The following is a 17,089-nucleotide window of genomic DNA, read 5'->3' as shown; positions in this document are numbered from 1 at the left end:
GAACGGCCTTTCTGCCGCTGAGCTGGATCTGCTGTCGACCCTTTTCTGGTCGGCCGGCGGCTCGCGTCACGGCATGGCCGATCGCCTGGGCTTCTCTCGCAGCCGGGCCAATGCGCTGATCGCCGGCCTGATCGAGCAGGGGCTGCTCGCCGAGGCCGGCCCGCGCGCCTCCACCGGCGGACGCCGTCCCGAGCAACTGCAGTTGCATGCCGAACTGGGCGTGCTGCTGGCCGTGGACATCGGCGCCACCAGCCTGGATGTCGCGGTGATGCAGCCCGACCTCACGGTGCTGGCGCGGCATGCCGAGGTTATCGACGTGCGCGAGGGCCCGGGCGTGGTGCTGGCCCGCGTGCGCCAGCGACTGCGCGAGCTGCTGCAGGCCCGCGGCATTCCGGCGCGGCGCGTGCTGGGCATCGGCATGGGCGTGCCGGGGCCGGTCAACTTCGAGGCCGGCCAGCTGGTCAACCCGCCGCTGATGCCGGGCTGGGACAGCTTCTCCATCCGCGACTACCTGCGCGAGGACTATGCGGCGCCCGTCTTCGTCGACAACGACGTCAACCTGATGGCGCTGGGCGAGCTGTGGCGGCTGCAGCGCGGGCTCTCCAACTTTTTGGTGATCAAGGTGGGCACCGGCATCGGCTGCGGCATCGTGTGCCATGGCGAGGTCTACCGCGGTGCGGCCGGCTCGGCCGGCGACGTGGGCCACATCTGCGTGGACCAGCAGGGGCCGCGCTGTCACTGCGGCAACGTCGGCTGCGTCGAGGCGATGGCGGCCGGCCCGGCCATCGTGCGCATGGCGCAGGCGGCGGCGGAGCGGGGCGAATCACCGGCGCTCGCAGCGGTGCTACGCACCCAGGGCCGCATCGAAGCCATCGACGTGGGCCACGCCAGCCGCGCGGGCGACGTGGCCGCCAACGCCATCATCCAGCGCGCCGGCAGCCTGATCGGCCAGATGCTGGCCTCGGTGGTGAACTTCTTCAATCCCTCGCATGTGTTCATCGGCGGCGGCATCACGCAGATCGGCCCGCTGTTCCTGGCGGCTGTGCGGCAGAGCGTCTACCAGCGCTCGCTGGCCCTGTCGACGCGGCACCTGGAGATCCAGTACACGCCCCTGGGCACCGACGCCGGCGTGACCGGTGCCGGCGTGCTGGCCATGCACGAGACGCTGCGCGCTCGCGGCGTGGCACCGTGAACAGGAGCCCGCCATGCCGACCATGACCACCGCCCCCGACACGACCGGCGTCGCCGTCGAATTCGATGCCATCACCAAGGCCTTCGGCCCGGTGCAGGTGCTGCATGGCGTGAGCTTTTCGCTGCCGCCGGGCAAGGTGGTCGGCCTGCTGGGCGAGAACGGCGCCGGCAAGTCCACGCTGATGAAGATCCTGGCCGGCTACGAGAGCCCCAGCGGCGGCGTGCTGCGCATCAACGGCCAGCCGCAGACCTTCCGAAGCTCTCGCGATGCCGAGGCGCTGGGCATCGTGCTGATCCACCAGGAATTCAACCTGGCCGAAGACCTCAGCGTGGCCGACAACATCTTCCTGGGGCACGAGAAGCGCAAGGGGCTCTTTCTCGATGAGCGCGCCATGCAGGCCGAGGCGGCCGCGGCGCTGGCCCAGGTGGGGCTGCCGGTCGATCCGGCCACCAAGGTGCGGCGCCTCATCGTGGCCGAGAAGCAGCTGGTCGAGATCGCCAAGGCCATCGCGCGGCGCGCCCGGCTGCTCGTCATGGACGAGCCCACAGCCACGCTCACGCCGGGCGAGACGGAGCGCCTGTTCCGCCTCATCGCGCAGCTGCGGGCCGACGGCGTGACCATCGTCTACATCTCGCACAAGCTCGACGAGGTGGCGCGCGTGACCGACGAGGTGGTCGTGATGCGCGACGGGCGCTTCGTCACGCGCGCGGCCACGGCCGAAGTCACGCGCCACCAGATGGCCAACCTGATGGTCGGCCGCGAGCTCGCCGACCTCTATCCGCCGCGCGAGCCGGTGCGGGCCGGTCGCGCACCCGCGCTGCGCGTGCAGGGCTTCGACGTGCCCGGCTGGGCGCAGCAGGCCAGCTTCGAGGTGCGGCCGGGCGAGATCCTCGGCCTCGCCGGCCTGGTGGGGGCCGGCCGCACCGAACTCTTCGAAGGCCTGCTGGGCCTGCGCGCCGGGCGCGGCCAGGTCGAGTTGGCGGGCCGCGCGGTGCAGCTGCGCTCGCCGCGCGATGCCGCGCGCCACGGCCTCACCTACCTCAGCGAAGACCGCAAGGGCAAGGGCCTGCACGTGGCCTTCGGGCTGCGGCAGAACCTCACGCTGATGGCACTGGACCAGTACGCCCGGCCCTGGCTGCGGCCCGAGGCCGAGCGTGCCGCGCTCGACACGGCGGTGAAGGACTACGGCATCCGCACCGGCTCGCTGGACGTGCGGGCGTCCTCGCTCTCCGGCGGCAACCAGCAGAAGCTGGCGCTGGCCAAGGTGCTGCAGCCCCGGCCGAAGGTGGTGGTGCTCGACGAGCCCACGCGGGGCGTGGACGTGGGCGCCAAGCGCGACATCTACTTCCTCGTGCAGCGCCTGGCGCGCGAGGGCCTGGCGGTCATCGTCATCTCGTCGGAGCTGATGGAACTCATCGGCCTCGCGCACCGCGTGGCCGTCATGCGTGCGGGCCGCATCGTCGCCACGCTGCCGGCCGACGGCCTCACCGAAGAACAGCTCATCGCCCATGCCACGGGAACAGCCCATGCCGACGCCTGACACCTCTTCCTCCACCGCCGCGGCCGAAGGCGCACAGCATCGCGCCGCCGCCAGGCCGGGCTGGGCCGAGCGCCTGCATGGCCTGGGCCCCATCATCGGGCTGGTGCTGCTGTGCGTCGCCGGCGCCGCGCTCAACAGCGACTTCGCCACCGTGGACAACGCCATGAACGTGCTCACGCGCACGGCCTTCATCGGCATCATCGCGGTGGGCATGTGCTTCGTGATCATCTCGGGCGGCATCGACCTGTCGGTGGGTTCGATGGCGGCGCTGATCGCGGGCAGCGTGATCATGTTCATCAACTGGGCCGGGCCGGCCACCGGCTCGCCGTTGATGGCCGTGGTGCTCGGGGCCGCGCTGGCGGTGGTGCTGGGCGCGATGTTCGGGCTGGCGCACGGGCTGCTCATCACCAAGGGCCGCATCGAGCCCTTCATCGTCACGCTCGGCACGCTCGGCATCTTCCGCGCCTACCTCACCTACTTCGCCGACGGAGGCGCGCTCACGCTCGACAACGAGCTGTCGGACCTGTACGCGCCGGTCTACTACGCCAGCCTGCTGGGCATTCCGGTGCCGGTGTGGGTGTTCGTGGCGGTGGCGGCGGTGGGCGGCGTGATCCTCAACCGCACGGCCTATGGCCGCTACGTGCAGGCCATCGGCTCCAACGAGCAGGTGGCGCGCTATGCGGCGGTGGACGTGGACCGCGTGAAGATCCTCACCTACATGCTGCTGGGCGTGTGCGTGGGCATCGCCACGCTGCTGTACGTGCCCCGGCTGGGCTCGGCCTCGCCGACCACGGGCCTGCTGTGGGAGCTGGAGGCCATCGCCGCCGTGATCGTCGGCGGCACCGCGCTCAAGGGCGGCGCGGGCAGCATCGCCGGCACGGTGGTGGGCGCCATCCTGCTGTCGGTCATCAGCAACATCCTCAACCTCACCAGCATCATCAGCGTGTACCTCAACGCGGCGGTGCAGGGCTTCGTGATCATCGTGGTGGCCTTCCTGCAGCGGGGCCGGCGATGAACGTCTTCCTCCAACCGTTCGGGCAGCGCGCCTCTCTCCCACTGTTCGGGCTGAGCTTGTCGAAGCCGGGTGCCGGCACTTCGACAAGCTCAGTGCGAACGGGCGAGTCTCATGCGCGCGCCCGCACCCTGGCGAGGCTGCCTTCCTTCCCACAACCGTTGAGGCTGCCTTCTTTCCCACAACCGTTCGGGCTGAGCCTGTCGAAGCCCTGCGCAGGCACTTCGACAGGCGCAGTGCGAACGGGCGTTTCGTGCCAGTGACCTTCCATCCAACCCAGGAGACAACCCCATGACCTTCATCACCCGCCGCCTCGCGCTCACCGCCGTGGCCGCCGCCGCCTTCGCCAGCGTGCCCGCGCTGGCCGCCGAGAAAGTGAACCTCGGCGTGTCCATCCCGGCCGCCACCCACAGCTTCATGGGCGGCATCAACTACTGGGCCAACCAGGCCAAGAAGGACCTGGAGAAGCAGTACAAGGACCTGAAGATCACCATCAAGACGGCTGCCAACGCGCCCGAGCAGGCCAACCAGCTGCAGGACCTGAGCACCGTCACCAAGATCAACGCGCTGGTCGTCTTCCCCTTCGAGTCGGCTGCGCTGACCAAGCCGGTGGCGCAGGTCAAGGCCAAGGGCGCCTACGTCACGGTGGTGGACCGCGGCCTGACGGACACCAGCGCGCAGGACGCCTACGTGGCCGGCGACAACACCGCCTTCGGCAAGATCCCCGCCGAGTACATCGCCAAGAAGCTGAACGGCAAGGGCAACGTGGTGGCGCTGCGCGGCATCGCGACCACGCTGGACAACGAGCGCATGGACGCCTTCAGCGCCGTGCTCAAGAACCATCCCGACATCAAGCTGCTGGACGCCAAGTACGCCAACTGGAACCGCGACGACGCCTTCAAGGTGACGCAGGACTACCTGACGCGCTTCAAGGAGATCGACGCCATCTGGGCCGCCGACGACGACATGGCCGTGGGCGTGCTCAAGGCCATCGAGCAAGCCAAGCGCACGGACATCAAGATCGTCTTCGGCGGCGCCGGGGCCAAGGGCATGGTCAAGACCATCCTCGACAACAAGGACCCGCGCATCCAGGCCGACGTGAGCTATTCGCCCAAGTTCATCTACGACGCGATCAAGCTCACGGCCGAGGCGCGCCTGAAGGGCGAGAAGCTGCCGGCGACGACCATCATTCCGTCGGTGCTGATCACCAAGGACAACGCCAAGGACTTCTACCACCCCGACTCGCCGTTCTGACGGAGAGTCACCCCCCAAGCCGCTTCGCGGCTCCCCCCTCTCTTGCGCCTTCGGCTTGGAGGGGGGCGCACCCAGCGGCCTGGCGAAGCCAGTTCCGCGGGTGCTCTGGCAGGGCCTGCTCCGCGGCCATTCGATCCTTGTGCGGGCGCCGGTCTCAAGCGCCTGGCGCCACGGACTTTGAGACGAAAGAAAGAATGCGTATGCCGCGCCCCATCACCCTCTTCACCGGCCAGTGGGCCGACCTGCCCCTGGCCGAGCTGGCGCCGCTGGCGCGGCGCATGGGCTATGACGGCCTGGAGCTGGCCTGCTGGGGCGACCACTTCGACGTGCAGCAGGCCCTGGCCTCCGAGACCTATGTGCGCGACAAGTGGGCGCTGCTGCGCGAGCATGGCCTGACCTGCCTGGCCATCGGCAACCACCTGGTGGGCCAGGCGGTGTGCGACCTCATCGACGAGCGGCACCGCGCCATCCTGCCGGCCCATGTGTGGGGCGACGGCGAGCCGGAAGGCGTGCGCCAGCGCGCTGCCCGTGAGCTGGCCGACACGGCGCGCGCCGCGGCGAAGTTCGGCGTCAGGACCGTCACCGGCTTCACCGGCTCGTCGATCTGGCATGCCACCTATGCCTTCCCGCCCACGACGCAGGCCTACTGGGACGCGGGCTTCGCGGACTTCGGCCGGCGCTTCGGGCCCATCCTGGACACCTTCGAGCAGCAGGACGTGAACTTCGCGCTCGAAGTGCATCCCACCGAGATCGCCTTCGACATCGCCTCGGCCGAGCGGGCCATCGCGGCCGTGGGCGGCCACCGGCGCTTCGGCTTCAACTACGACCCCAGCCACCTGGCCTACCAGGGCGTGGACTATGTGCGCTTCATCCGCGGCTTTGCCGACCGCATCTACAACGCCCACATGAAGGACGTGTGGTGGGGCAAGGGCGACGGCACCGTGGGCGTCTTCGGCGGCCACACCCGCTTCGGCGATGCGCGCCGCTTCTGGGACTTCCGCAGCGTGGGCCGGGGCATGGTGGACTTCGAAGCCATCATCGTGGCGCTCAACGACATCGGCTATGCCGGACCGCTCTCGGTGGAGTGGGAGGACAGCCGCATGGACCGGGTGCATGGCGCCACCGAAAGCGCCGCCTTCTGCCGCCGTCTGGACTTCCCGCCCGCGGCCGGCGCCTTCGACGCCGCCTTCGACAAGGCCGCCCAGGGCGGCATGGCGGGCACATGAGCGAACACAGCGAAGCAGGGCCGGTGCGCGTGGACGCGCCCCAGGCCACCCGCAAGCTGCGCTACGCCATGGTCGGCGGCGGCCAGGGCGCCTTCATCGGCGCCGTGCACCGCCAGGCCCTGGCGCTGGACGGCCAGGCCGAGCTGGTGGCCGGCGCCCTGTCCTCCACGCCCGAACGTGCGCGCGCCTCGGGCCGCGAGCTTGGTCTGGCCGATGCGCGCAACCATGCCGACTGGCAGTCGCTGCTCGATGACGAGCTGCGCCGCAGTGCCGACGAGCGCATCGACTTCGTCAGCATCGTCACGCCCAACCATCTGCATCACGAGGTCGCCCGTGCCTTCGCCGAGGCCGGCATCCATGTGGTGTGCGACAAGCCGCTGGTCCACACCAGCGAGCAGGCGCAGGACCTGGTGAAGACCGTGACGGGCAGCGGCAGCGTCTTCGGCGTGACCTACAACTACAGCGGCTATCCGATGGTGCGCGAGGCCCGCGACATGGTGGCGGCCGGCGCCATCGGCGAGGTGCGCAAGGTGGTGGTCGACTACCACCAGGGCTGGCTGGCCACGCGCCTGGAAGGCGGCGACAACAAGCAGGCCGGCTGGCGCACCGACCCCGCGCGCAGCGGCGCGGCTGGCGCGCTGGGCGACATCGGCTCGCATGCCGAGAACCTGGTGGCCACCGTCACCGGTCTGGAACTCGAAAGCCTGTGCGCCGACCTGTCGGCGCTGGTGCCCGGCCGCCGGCTCGACGACGACGCCAGCCTGCTGCTCCGTTTCAAGGGCGGCGCGCGCGGCGTGCTCGTGGCCTCGCAGATCGCCGTGGGCTGCGAGAACGATCTGCGCCTGCGCGTCTTTGGCACCACGGGGTCGCTGGACTGGCGGCAGGAGCAGCCCGAACTGCTGGTGCATGCGCCGCTGGACGGCCCGCGCCGGCTGCTGACGCGCGGCTCGCCCTGGCTGGGTGCCTCTGCGCGCCTGGCCACGCGGCTGCCGGCCGGCCATCCGGAAGGCTTCATCGAGGCCTTCGCCAATGTCTACCTGGGCGTGATCGCGCACATCCGCGCGCTGCAGCAGGGCGTGGCGCCCGATCCGCTGCGGGCCGACTACCCGACGCTGGCCGATGGCGCGCGGGGCGTGCGCTTCATCGAGAAGGCGGTGGAGAGCGCGGCGAGCGCGCAGAAGTGGACGGCGTTCTAGGCGGGCTTTGCTCCTGACTGTCTGGCTCCCTCTCCCCTCGCGGGAGAGGGCGGGGGAGAGGGGGGACGGCGCGCGCGAGGCGCAAGGTCGCTGGGCGGCGGGCGCCCCCTCTCCCCAACCCCTCTCCCGCGAGGGGAGAGGGGCTCAAGACGGCACCAGGTAGGCTGTTCGATCGTCGTCGGGTCGGCGCTGAAATCTGGATCTGCACCAGCACTAGCACCAGCACCAGCTCCAGCTCCAGCTCCAGCTCCAGCTCCAGCTCCAGCTTCGACCTTCGACCTTCGACCTTCGACCTTCGACCTTCGACCTAGTACGCGCGCGATATTCGCAGCGGCGGCGTGCGCCACTACAACCGCGGCAGGCGGACGCCCCATCCGCCGAGGAGCCGCCATGTCCGCATTCCGTCCCTTCCGCACCGCCCGCATCCCCATCGCCCTCGCGCTGTTCGCCGAGGCCGCCGCCGTGGTCGCGGGCCCGGCCTTCCCGCGCCGCAAGGACGGCCTGTGGGAGATGCGCGTCGAGACCTCGGCCAAGGGCCAGCCGATGACCCTGCAGCAATGCGCCGATGCCGCCACCGATCGCCTGCTGCAGGAGCAGGGCGCCAGCCGGCAGGCCGAGTCGCGCAAGCCCACGAACTGCCAGGAGGACATGCGCAGCGAGGTGGGCCGCGTGCTGACGCACAAGGAGGTCTGCAAGCTGCCCGACGCCACGATGACCCGGCTGACCGTGATCACCGGCGACATGAACAGCAGCTACCGCGTCAGCTCGCACACCACATACGCACCGCCACGCCCGAAGCAGGACGAAGGCGATGTGGTGATGGAGGCGCAATGGAAGGGCGCCTGCCCCGCTGGCATGCGGTCCGGCGACATGGTGCTGCCTGGCGGCATGAAGATGAACGTGGTGGAGATGCAGCGCATGGCCGCGCCCATGGGCGCCGCTGCGGCCGCGGGCCGTGCGCCGAGCCAGGCCGAGATCCAGCGCATGATGGGCCAGATGCAGCAGTCCATGTCGCCCGAGGACATGCGCCGCATGGCCGCCGAGATGCAGAAGGCGATGCCGGCCGGGGGCGGCAAGTAGCGGCTTGGCGTCATCACAGCCGTTCGCGCTGAGCTTGTCGAAGCGCTGCGCAGGGCTTCGACAAGCTCAGCCCGAACGGGGATGGGCGATCAGCTCATCAACCCACCAGCTCATCAGCCCATCAGCCCATCAGCCCATCAGCCCATCAGCCCATCAGCCCATCAGCCCGTCAGGCTCACATGCGCCGCCACCACCTTCCAGCCCTCGGGCAGGCGCACCCAGGTCTGGCTCTGGCGGCCGATGCGGGTGCTGCCGGTGCGGCGGAACTCCACGTTGGCGACGGCGAAGTCGCGGCCGAAGGTGGTGACCGAGCGGGCGGTGATCTCGCGCTCCAGGTTGTTGGCGGGCCGGCCCTGGCGGAAGGCCTGGATCGCCGCATAGCCGTACAGGTTCTCGGTGGCGCCGTAGCGCAGCGTGTGCTCGGACTCCCAGAACAGCCGGTCGAGCACCGGCACGTCGTTGGTCGTCAGGGCGCGCTCGTACGCGTCGAACACGGCGTTCACCTCGGCCAGCACGTCCGGCAGGTTGATCTCGTTCATCGAAACAGTCATGGGGTCGTCTTTTACTTTCCGCCCCAGTGCACGAAGCGCCGCTCCGCCACCAGGAAGATGAGGTTCATCACGTAGCCCAGCAGGCCCGCCGCGAAGATCGAAGCGTACATGTCGGGCATGTCGAAAATGGTCTGGGCATTCATGATGCGCTGGCCCAGGCCGTCGGTGGAGCCGATGAACATCTCGGCCACGATCACGATCACCAGCGCGATCGACACGCCCGAGCGCATGCCCACGAAGACCTGCGGCATGGATTCGAGCAGCGTCACGTCGGTCAGCACGCGCCAGCGCGGCGCGCCCATCACGCGGGCTGCCAGCTGCCGCTGCTTGCGCGCGCTCATCACGCCGTAGGCCACGTTGAACAGGATGGCCAGCGCCGCACCGAAGGCGGCCACCGCGATCTTGGTCTTCTCGCCCACGCCGAACAACACCAGGAAGAGCGGGAACATGGCCGAGGCCGGCGTGGAGCGGAAGAAGTCGATGGCGAACTCGATGCCCTCGTAGATCTTCTCGTTGGCCCCCAGCACCACGCCCAGTGGCACGGCCACCGCCAGCGCGATGACGAAGGAGACCAGCGTGCGCACGATGGTCTTCTCGAAGTCGCCCCACAGCGTGCCGCCGGAGAGCCCTTTCCAGAAGGCCTGCAGCGCCTCGCCGGGCGAGGGCAGCAGCACCGGGTCCACCGCCTTGGTGGCATGGGCGAAGGCCCACAGGGCGACGATCAGGGCCATGCCCCACAGCGGGCGCAGGCGCGCAGAGAGCGGCGTCTTCATTTGCGCACCTCGCGTTGGAAGATCTCCAGCGCCCGCGTCTTCACGTCGATGAACTCGGGCGAGACGGTGGTGGCCGCCGTGCGCGGGCGCGGCACGTCGAAGGGCAGGTTGTCGGCCACCTGCGTGGGCCGCTTGGTCAGCAGCAGCATATGGTCGGCCAGCAGCACGGCCTCGTCCAGGTCGTGGGAGACGAGCAGCGTCGTCACCTTGCGCCCCACCAGCACCTTCTGCAGCCGCTCGCGCAGGAACATCACCATCTCGTAGTCCAGCGCCGAGAAGGGCTCATCGAGGAAGAGCACCTCCGGCTCCACCACCAGCGCCCGCATGATCGACACCAGCTGCTGCTGGCCGCCGGACATCTGGTACGGGTAGCGCGACAGGTCGAGCTTGACGTCGAACTCGGCCATCAGCCGGTCCATGCGCGCCTCCCGCTCGCCCTTGGACAGGCCCAGGTACTGCAGCGGATAGCGGATGTTGTCGATGGCCCGCATCCACGGGAACACCGCCTCGCGGTAGTTCTGGAAGACGTAGCCGATGCGCGTCTCGCGCGCCGTCTTGCCCTCGAACAGGATCTGGCCGCCGTCGTGCGGCAGGATGCCCGCGATCATGTTGATCAGCGTGCTCTTGCCGCAGCCGTTGGGGCCGAAGACCGAGGTGATCCTGCCGTGCGGGATGTCGAGGTCGAAGTTCTCGTACACCGCCGCGTCGCCGAAGCGCTTGGTCAGGCCGCGGATGGTGATGTGCGTGCCGGGCGCGTACCAGCGGTGGCCGGCGGCCGCCTCGGCGGCGGTGGCATGGGCGGGTGCGGTGCGCGGCGGGGAGACGTCCATGGCCCGCATCACAGCGCCTTGACCACGGCCTTGCCGTCGATCCTGTCCTTGATCACACCCAGCTCGGTGCCGATGTCCAGGAATTTCTGGAAGTCGGCCACGTCGGCCGGCGACAGATCGCCCGTCATCACGATGCGCGGCAGCGGCACGGTGGCGGCCAGCTCCGGCGGCACCTTCATGCCCTGGACCAGGTAGCCGCGGGTGCTGGAGTCGGCCTGTGCGGCCTTCACGCCGCGCGCCCAGACGGCGGCGAAGCGCGTGGCGACGTCGGGCCGCTCGGCGATGAACTTGTCGGACAGCACGGCGCCGGCGGCGAAGGCCGAGGCCTCCTTGCGGCCCAGCAGGTAGGTGGCGATCACGCCCGTCTCCACCCGCCGGCCCACGCCCTGCGCCACCATGATGGTGGCCGAGGGCTCCAGCGTGTAGCCGCCGTCGAAGTTGCCCGACTGCAGCGCGCCCACGTGCACGCCGATCTGCTGCTCCTGGATGGTGAAGTCCTTGCCTTCCACCAGGCCCACCTTCTTGAGCACCGCGCGCGCCGCGCCGATGTTGGCGGGGCCGGGGGCCGAGAAGAGCTTGAAGCCGTTCCTGAAGTCCTTGAGCGACTTGGCCGGGCTCGACGCCTTGACCACGAACTGCTCGATCACGTGCTGGCTGTTCTGGCCGTTGAGCGAGATGTACTTGAGCGTGCCGGGCCGGCGCGATTCCATGTTGGCGCCCTCCAGCGTCACCAGGTTGGCGGCGCCGTCGATGTTGGCCGAGACCAGGGCCTGCACCGTGAGCGGGTGGCTGGTCATCGGCACCTCCTCGACCTCCAGACTGGCCTCCTTGAACCAGCCGCGGTTCTGGGCGATGTAGAAGGGCAGCGCGGCGCTGGAGGGGAAGACGCCGAACTTGATCTTGTCGGCCGCGTGGGCGACGCCCGCGAAGGGCAGGGCCAGTGCCAATGCGGCGGTGGCGCGTGCGGCAAGCCGCAGGAAGTCAGTGCGAAGCATGGGCGGTTTCTCCGGGAGGGGTGTTCAGGGAAAGGACGGGATAGGGTTCGGTGTCGAAGAAGGACTCGCCCGCGCGGTAGACGCGCCCGGGCGACATGTCGGGCGGGGCGCCGACCTCGACGGCGCCCTCGAAGGTCAGCTCCAGCTGCACGCCGCTGGGGTCGTACACGAAGAGCTGCCACAGCGTGGTGCCGGGCACCAGGAACTCGCGCCAGGCCAGTCCCGCGGCCTTGAAGCGCGCGATGTAGGCGTGGTAGCCGCTGCAGGCCAGCGAGATGTGGTCGATGGCGGCCGTGCCCTGCGGTACGCGGGCCTGGCCGCCCAGCGCCGGGCCGCCGGCATAGATGTGGACGATGGCCTGCCCGCCCGGCTGGCCGCAGGCGAGCCAGGCGCCGGGATAGCCGAAGTCGGGCCGGGGCACTTCGCGCAGGCCGATCACGCCGATCCAGAAGGCGCGCGTGGCGGCCAGGTCGGCGGTCTTGATGGCCAGGTGGAAGAGGCCGTGGGTGAGGGCGTTGTCCATGGGTCGGTGCTGGGGAAGGCCGAGCAGGAATCAGGCCGTGGGCCTTGGCCCCATGGCAGTCGGATCACCCGTTCGCCCTGAGCTTGGCCTGTCCTGGGCTTGTCGGAGGGGCGAAGGGCTTGCGCCAGGCTTCGACAAGCTCAGCCCGAACGGACTTGGATTCACGGACTGCCCTTGGGCCTTGGCCGAGGCTTCCTCCGGTACGCCCAGCGCCACGTCGCGGAACAGCGCCGCCAGCTCGGCCTGGAAGGGCGGCTCGGTCTTCCAGCGCGTGCCGGCCACCGGGTCGGCGCCTTCGAGCATGGTGTCGGTGGCGCGCACCGACAGGTCCATGACGAAGCGCAGGCGTTCGGTGCGCCCGGCCACGATGCGGTCGAGCCAGACGCGCGGCGTGCGCTGGCCGCGGGCCCAGGCGTCTTCCACGATCAGCGCGGCGGCGCAGGCGTCTTCCATGGCCTGCGTCGCGCCCTGGCCCAGCGTGGGCGCCATGCCGTGGGCGCTGTCGCCCAGGTACAGCACATCCACCTCGGGCTCGGCGAAGCGCACGTCGGCCTCCTGCATGCGGGCCCAGTGCGCGTCGTGCAACTGGGCGCACATGGCGTCCAGCAGCCAGCGCACGGCCGGGCTGGCCTCGCCCTGCGCGGGCTGGTAGGTGGCGCGCATCACGGCCTCGGTCTTCCAGGCGTCCTGCACCGGCGCGCCGGGGGCCACCGGGTAGGTGGCGGCGATGTAGACATGGTCCGGCGGGACGCGGAAGGCCAGCAAGCGGTGGCAGCCGCTGAACCACTGGCCGTAGTCGTCCACCAGGCCCGCGCTGGTGTCGGGCACCAGCACGCGCAGGATGGCGACGCCGATGTGCCGCGGCTCGGGCGCGCCGGAGAAGGTCTCGCGCACGCGGGAGTAGCGGCCGTCGGTGCCCACCAGCAGGTCGATGCCGTCGATCTCGTGCGTGGCGCCGTCCTGCGTGAAGCGCACGCGGGTCTTGCCGGGCGCCGTCTCGCTGGCGCCCACCGATTCGAGCGTGCAGCCATAGCGGATGGCCGGGCCCGCGCCCTGGCGCAGCACGCGGTACAGCTCCGACCAGCGGATGCGGATGCCGGGGTTGTCCGCCACCTGTGCGAGCGGCAGCGCCATCAGCGGCGTGCCGTCGGTCAGGGCGATGTCCCAGCGGGTCCAGGGCAGGCTGGCGGCTTCCACCTCGGCAGCCAGTTCGGCGTCGAGCCGGCGCAGCGCTTTGATGGCGTTGGGCCCCACGTTCAGGCCGGTGCCGGCCTCGGCATGGTCGTCGGGGCCGACGCGTTCGAGGCAGTGCAGTTCCACGCCGGGCAGGCGGGCCAGGCGGCGGGCGAGGATGGCACCGGCCACGCCGGCGCCCACGATCACGATCTTCATGAGGGCAGTTCTTCCTTGTCGAGGGCGGGCGGCCAGCACCAGGCCGGCGCGCCATCGCGTTCCCACATCGCGCCGACGGCGCACAGCAGCGCGTCGCCGCCGCGCGGGGCCACCAGCTGCAGGCCCACCGGCAGGCCGTCTTCCGTCGGGCCGGCGGGCACGGCCAGCGCGGGCAGGCCGGCGCCGTTGGCGAAGGCTGTGAACACGGCATGGCCGCGGCCGTCCACCGGCTGGCCGGCGATGGTGGCGGGATGGGATTGGTCGGCCGGCCAGGGCAGGGCCGCGCTGGCCGGGGTGAGCAACAGGTCGTGCTGCGCGAACAGGCCCTGCAAGGCCTGCGCCAGCGCGCGCTGAAGCGCCTGGGCCTGGAACAGCTCGACCGCGCTGTGGCTGCGACCCTGCGCGAGCAGGGCGGCCATGGCGGGCGTGAGCGCGTCCTCGCAGCCGTCGATGCGCTCGTGCAGCACGGCCGCCAGGCCGGTGCTGGCGATGACCGGCCAGGCCTGTCGGTTGAAGGCCTCGACCTCGGGCAGCGAGGGCTGCACGGCTACCGTGTGGCCCATGGCCTGCAGACGCTCGGCGGCGGCATCGCTGCGCGCCAGGATGGCCGCATCGACCGGGCTGTCGCCGATGGCGCGCCAGTACGCGATGCGCAGCAGGCCGGGGGTGTCGTGCCGCGGCGTCAGCCGGGGTGCGAGCAGGCGCAGCGCCCGCCGAAGGTCGCCCATGCTGCGGGCGATGGGGCCGGCTTCTTCCAGCCCCGGCAGCAGCGCCGGCAGGCCGTCCGCACGCGGCACCAGGCCGCGGCCCGGCTTGAAGCCATAGAGCCCGGTGAAGCCGCAGGGCCGGCGGATCGAGCCGCCGCCGTCGGTGCCCAGCGCCAGCGGCCCGATGCCGGCCGCCACCGCCGCCACCGCGCCGCCGCTGCTGCCACCCGGCGTGAGCGCCGGCGCCCACGGGTTGCCGGTGGGGCCGAAGAGCGGGTTGTCGGTGTAGCCCTGCAGCGTGAACTCGGGCACGTTGGTCTTGCCGAGGATCACCACGCCGCCCGCGCGCAGCCGCGCGACCGGGCTTTCGTCCTGCACCGGCCAGTGGTCGGCGAAGAGCCGGCTGCCCCAGCGGCAGGGCAGGCCGGCCACGGGAAGGTTGTCCTTGACGGTGAGCGGCACGCCATCGAGCGGCGACAGCGGCGCGCCCCGTCGCCAGCGGGCCTCGCTGGCCTGGGCCGCCGCCAGGGCCGCGGTGTCATCGCGCACCACCAGGGCGTTGAGCACGGGATGGACCGCGTCCGCCCGCTCCAGCACGGACAGCAGCGCCTCCACCGGCGACAGCGTGCGCCGCGCGTAGGCCTGCGACAGGGCCTCGGCGCTCATCTGCCAGGCGGGCGTCCCGGTCATGGCGTATCAGCCCACGTCCGCGATCACGGCCACCAGGCCGCCGCCGTCGGGGCCCTGGTGTTCCGCGCCGCCGGAGACGAAGAGCCGCCCGTCGCCCAGCACGCCGGCCACCAACCCGCCCACGGCGCCGCGGATGTGGCGCTGGGCGTTGATGTCGGTGTCGTCCAGCATGGTGTGGCGAGCGCCCCGCACCTGGCCGCGGCGGTCGGGCTCGCACTTGACGAAGACGGCGGCCACGCGCGTCGCCTGCGCGGCCGGCAGCTGCGGCGTGGCCGTGAGGCCCAGCGGGCGCAGCGCCTCGCCGACGGCGGCGATGTCCAGCGCGTCGCGCATCGGTGCGCAGCCCATGCGCAGCGGACCCTGCCAGCGGGCGCTGTGGCCCAGCACGATCACCTCGTTGGCGCTGACCTCCACGCCGGAGGAGACGCTGGCGCGGGCCGAGAAGCGGGCGAAGTCGCGCAGCAGCGCATCCTCCAGCGCCGGGTCGTCCGGCAGCTCGCCCAGTGCGATGGCCGCGCCGAAGGCGCCCGCCGCACGGGCGAAGGCCATGGAGCGCCCCGGGTCGGCCGTGAGCACGGTGTGGCCGGCTGCGGCGGCCGCCTGGGCCCGGGCCGAGGTCACGCAGGGGCACTTCAGTTGAACGAAGGCCACGTCTTCGGGCCGGTCGATGCCGGCCTGGTCCATGGCGGCGCGCACGGCGTGGGCCACGGCGCGGACGTGCGTCCAGCGGCCGATGTCCTGCGGCGCTGTCGGCGGGCTGAAGGCGGTGCCGATGGCGAGGGCGTCGGGAGCTGCCGCTTCACGGCGAGCCGGCGCGTGGGTGTCGGCGGCCGTGCCGGGAGCGATGCGGGTCCCGCGCTCGACAACGTGGCTGCCGACGCTGCACCCCGCATCGGCTGGCACCATCCGGCGTGAGAAGACCACGTAATGCGGACTCAGCACGCCTTCGGTGCCGCCGGAAAGCACGCAGGGCAGTTCGCGCCAGATCGCCTCGGCCGGCCGCCCGGTGCGCTCGGCCAGCAATTGCATCAGCGACTGGGTGAAGTAGCCGCGGGTGAAGTCGTTCACGCCGCCGTTGCCCTCGGTCTTGCCGATGACGGCGACCACCTCGTCCGCTGCCACGGTGCCGGCGTCGAAGAGCGCGGCCAGGGCCGACAGGTCGCCGGGATGGGCCATGCCCAGGCGGTGCACGGCCAGCTGCGGGCGCAGGTCGACGGGGGTGGAAAGGGGAGCGGAAGTCATGATGCGCTGCACAAGATGCCCGCAGTATGGGCAGCGGCTGCGCCAACTTCCAGCGCATTGTTTCGCTCGGAGCGAGCGCAAATTGTGTGCAGTCGATTCGGCCGCTGGCAGCCGCCAGGGCGGCGGATCAGGCGCTCGGCGTGATCGGCAACGCGCGCCACTGCGCCAGCGCCGCCTGCAGCCCGTCCTCCAGCAGCCCGCCGTAGCGCAGCGTCGGCCGCATGCCGGCGAAGCCGGCGCCGCCGAGCATGCAGTCGGGTGCGGCACCGCCTGGATGCGCACCGCCCAGGTCGTCCAGCGCCCGCTGCACCAGCGCCGAGAAGGCCGCCGGGTTCTGGCTGCCGGCCAGCCCGGTGGTGTCCAGCGTGGTGATGCCGTGCAGCAGCGGCCAGGCGCGGGTGTGGCGGGCCGCCAGCTCATGCAGCATCGGCCCCCAGGCCTTGCCGGCCGTGACGATGTGGAAGGGCCGCCCGCGGGCCAGCGCCTGCAGCATGCTCGATTCGGCCATGCCCAGCACCGGCACGCGGCTGGCCGAACGCAGCGTCGCCAGGCCGGGGTCGCCGTAGCAGGACAGCAGCACGGCATCGGCCCAGCCGTCGTCCACCGCCGGCCAGGCGCGGGCGGCGGCCTGGGCGCCGGCGGCAAAGCTCTCGCGGGTGGCGATCACCGGCGGTCCGTCGTCGCAGGTGAAGCCGCGCAGTTCCACCTGGCCGGCCGTCAGCCGCCGCAGCTCGTGCAGCACCGCGTCGGTCATGGCGGCCGTGCGGTTGGGGTTGAGCACCAGAAGCCGGGGGCGGGGCGGCAGGGCGGGAGCGGTCTGGGTCATGGCAGTGCCCGGTGGATGTGACAGCGGTGCCGGTCGGTGAAAGCAGCGCCCGTGCCCGCC

General features: G+C 71.2%; 16 protein-coding genes. 7 read left to right on the top strand and 9 right to left on the bottom strand.

The features are described 5' to 3' along the window. The first annotated feature begins 22 nt into the window (after nt 1–22). The 7 genes from L0984_RS27170 (at nt 23) to L0984_RS27140 (ending at nt 8,500) form a co-directional block, all read left to right on the top strand. Complete coding sequence (locus tag L0984_RS27170) at nt 23–1,192, top strand: ROK family protein (RefSeq protein WP_234197586.1); 1,170 nt, start codon at nt 23–25, stop codon at nt 1,190–1,192. Between the two features lie 22 nt (nt 1,193–1,214). Continuing rightward, nucleotides 1,215–2,732, top strand: a complete 1,518-nt coding sequence (locus L0984_RS27165; RefSeq protein ID WP_234197585.1) for a sugar ABC transporter ATP-binding protein — start codon at nt 1,215–1,217, stop codon at nt 2,730–2,732. Then, a complete protein-coding gene (locus tag L0984_RS27160; protein ID WP_234197523.1) occupies nt 2,719–3,747 on the top strand; it encodes an ABC transporter permease in 1,029 nt (342 codons plus the stop codon). The genes L0984_RS27165 and L0984_RS27160 overlap by 14 nt, the downstream gene beginning before the upstream one ends. Before the next feature lie 288 nt (nt 3,748–4,035). Beyond that, nucleotides 4,036–4,998: a substrate-binding domain-containing protein gene (locus L0984_RS27155; protein ID WP_234197522.1), complete on the top strand. Its 963-nt coding sequence runs from the start codon at nt 4,036–4,038 to the stop codon at nt 4,996–4,998. A gap of 194 nt (nt 4,999–5,192) precedes the next feature. After that, a complete protein-coding gene (locus tag L0984_RS27150; RefSeq protein WP_234197521.1) occupies nt 5,193–6,224 on the top strand; it encodes a sugar phosphate isomerase/epimerase family protein in 1,032 nt (343 codons plus the stop codon). Next, entirely contained in the window at nt 6,221–7,420 is a 1,200-nt protein-coding gene (locus L0984_RS27145; protein ID WP_234197520.1) for a Gfo/Idh/MocA family protein, read from the top strand. Before L0984_RS27150 ends, L0984_RS27145 begins: the two co-directional genes overlap by 4 nt. Nucleotides 7,421–7,810: 390 nt before the next feature. After that, nucleotides 7,811–8,500, top strand: coding sequence for a DUF3617 domain-containing protein (locus L0984_RS27140; RefSeq protein ID WP_234197519.1), 690 nt, complete (start codon nt 7,811–7,813; stop codon nt 8,498–8,500). Between the two features lie 161 nt (nt 8,501–8,661). Here the strand turns inward: L0984_RS27140 and hpxZ are convergent, their stop codons facing one another. From hpxZ to L0984_RS27095, 9 genes are all read right to left on the bottom strand, one after another. Then, nucleotides 8,662–9,051 carry an oxalurate catabolism protein HpxZ gene (gene hpxZ, locus L0984_RS27135; protein ID WP_234197517.1) on the bottom strand — a complete coding sequence of 130 codons (390 nt, stop codon included), beginning with the start codon at nt 9,049–9,051 and terminating at the stop codon, nt 8,662–8,664. 11 nt (nt 9,052–9,062) lie between these two features. Next, on the bottom strand, nt 9,063–9,824 hold the full coding sequence (locus tag L0984_RS27130; protein ID WP_234197515.1) for an ABC transporter permease: 762 nt from the start codon (nt 9,822–9,824) through the stop codon (nt 9,063–9,065). Next, entirely contained in the window at nt 9,821–10,654 is an 834-nt protein-coding gene (locus L0984_RS27125; RefSeq protein ID WP_234197514.1) for an ABC transporter ATP-binding protein, read from the bottom strand. The genes L0984_RS27130 and L0984_RS27125 overlap by 4 nt, the downstream gene beginning before the upstream one ends. Before the next feature lie 8 nt (nt 10,655–10,662). Further along, a complete protein-coding gene (locus L0984_RS27120; protein ID WP_234197512.1) occupies nt 10,663–11,649 on the bottom strand; it encodes an ABC transporter substrate-binding protein in 987 nt (328 codons plus the stop codon). Next, the gene (locus L0984_RS27115) at nt 11,636–12,172 is read right to left on the bottom strand and encodes a VOC family protein (RefSeq protein WP_234197511.1); all 537 of its coding nucleotides are present in this window, start codon (nt 12,170–12,172) and stop codon (nt 11,636–11,638) included. Before L0984_RS27115 ends, L0984_RS27120 begins: the two co-directional genes overlap by 14 nt. Before the next feature lie 30 nt (nt 12,173–12,202). Next, nucleotides 12,203–13,564 (bottom strand): FAD-dependent monooxygenase, encoded by a 1,362-nt coding sequence (locus L0984_RS27110; protein ID WP_234197510.1) that lies wholly within the window; start codon nt 13,562–13,564, stop codon nt 12,203–12,205. Further along, nucleotides 13,561–14,961 (bottom strand): amidase, encoded by a 1,401-nt coding sequence (locus L0984_RS27105; RefSeq protein WP_234197509.1) that lies wholly within the window; start codon nt 14,959–14,961, stop codon nt 13,561–13,563. The genes L0984_RS27110 and L0984_RS27105 overlap by 4 nt, the downstream gene beginning before the upstream one ends. A 6-nt stretch (nt 14,962–14,967) precedes the next feature. Next, nucleotides 14,968–16,203: a ring-opening amidohydrolase gene (locus L0984_RS27100; RefSeq protein WP_234197508.1), complete on the bottom strand. Its 1,236-nt coding sequence runs from the start codon at nt 16,201–16,203 to the stop codon at nt 14,968–14,970. A gap of 127 nt (nt 16,204–16,330) precedes the next feature. Continuing rightward, nucleotides 16,331–17,029, bottom strand: a complete 699-nt coding sequence (locus L0984_RS27095; protein WP_234197507.1) for an aspartate/glutamate racemase family protein — start codon at nt 17,027–17,029, stop codon at nt 16,331–16,333. Between the last annotated feature and the right edge of the window lie 60 nt (nt 17,030–17,089).

The organism is Pseudacidovorax sp. NFM-22, assembly GCF_021401245.1.
Lineage (GTDB): Bacteria > Pseudomonadota > Gammaproteobacteria > Burkholderiales > Burkholderiaceae_C > Xenophilus.
Note: the sequence above shows the minus strand (reverse complement) of the source record. Positions and strands in the feature narration are given on the sequence as shown.

Bases quoted from the DNA above. Each gene is read 5' to 3' on its own strand.
- L0984_RS27105 (WP_234197509.1), bottom strand. From the start codon at position 14,961: ATGACCGGGACGCCCGCCTGGCAGATGAGCGCCGAGGCCCTGTCGCAG.
- L0984_RS27150 (WP_234197521.1), top strand. From the start codon at position 5,193: ATGCGTATGCCGCGCCCCATCACCCTCTTCACCGGCCAGTGGGCCGAC.
- L0984_RS27160 (WP_234197523.1), top strand. From the start codon at position 2,719: ATGCCGACGCCTGACACCTCTTCCTCCACCGCCGCGGCCGAAGGCGCA.
- L0984_RS27095 (WP_234197507.1), bottom strand. From the start codon at position 17,029: ATGACCCAGACCGCTCCCGCCCTGCCGCCCCGCCCCCGGCTTCTGGTG.
- L0984_RS27145 (WP_234197520.1), top strand. From the start codon at position 6,221: ATGAGCGAACACAGCGAAGCAGGGCCGGTGCGCGTGGACGCGCCCCAG.
- hpxZ (WP_234197517.1), bottom strand. From the start codon at position 9,051: ATGACTGTTTCGATGAACGAGATCAACCTGCCGGACGTGCTGGCCGAG.
- L0984_RS27125 (WP_234197514.1), bottom strand. From the start codon at position 10,654: ATGGACGTCTCCCCGCCGCGCACCGCACCCGCCCATGCCACCGCCGCC.
- L0984_RS27140 (WP_234197519.1), top strand. From the start codon at position 7,811: ATGTCCGCATTCCGTCCCTTCCGCACCGCCCGCATCCCCATCGCCCTC.
- L0984_RS27120 (WP_234197512.1), bottom strand. From the start codon at position 11,649: ATGCTTCGCACTGACTTCCTGCGGCTTGCCGCACGCGCCACCGCCGCA.
- L0984_RS27115 (WP_234197511.1), bottom strand. From the start codon at position 12,172: ATGGACAACGCCCTCACCCACGGCCTCTTCCACCTGGCCATCAAGACC.
- L0984_RS27155 (WP_234197522.1), top strand. From the start codon at position 4,036: ATGACCTTCATCACCCGCCGCCTCGCGCTCACCGCCGTGGCCGCCGCC.
- L0984_RS27100 (WP_234197508.1), bottom strand. From the start codon at position 16,203: ATGACTTCCGCTCCCCTTTCCACCCCCGTCGACCTGCGCCCGCAGCTG.
- L0984_RS27130 (WP_234197515.1), bottom strand. From the start codon at position 9,824: ATGAAGACGCCGCTCTCTGCGCGCCTGCGCCCGCTGTGGGGCATGGCC.
- L0984_RS27110 (WP_234197510.1), bottom strand. From the start codon at position 13,564: ATGAAGATCGTGATCGTGGGCGCCGGCGTGGCCGGTGCCATCCTCGCC.
- L0984_RS27165 (WP_234197585.1), top strand. From the start codon at position 1,215: ATGACCACCGCCCCCGACACGACCGGCGTCGCCGTCGAATTCGATGCC.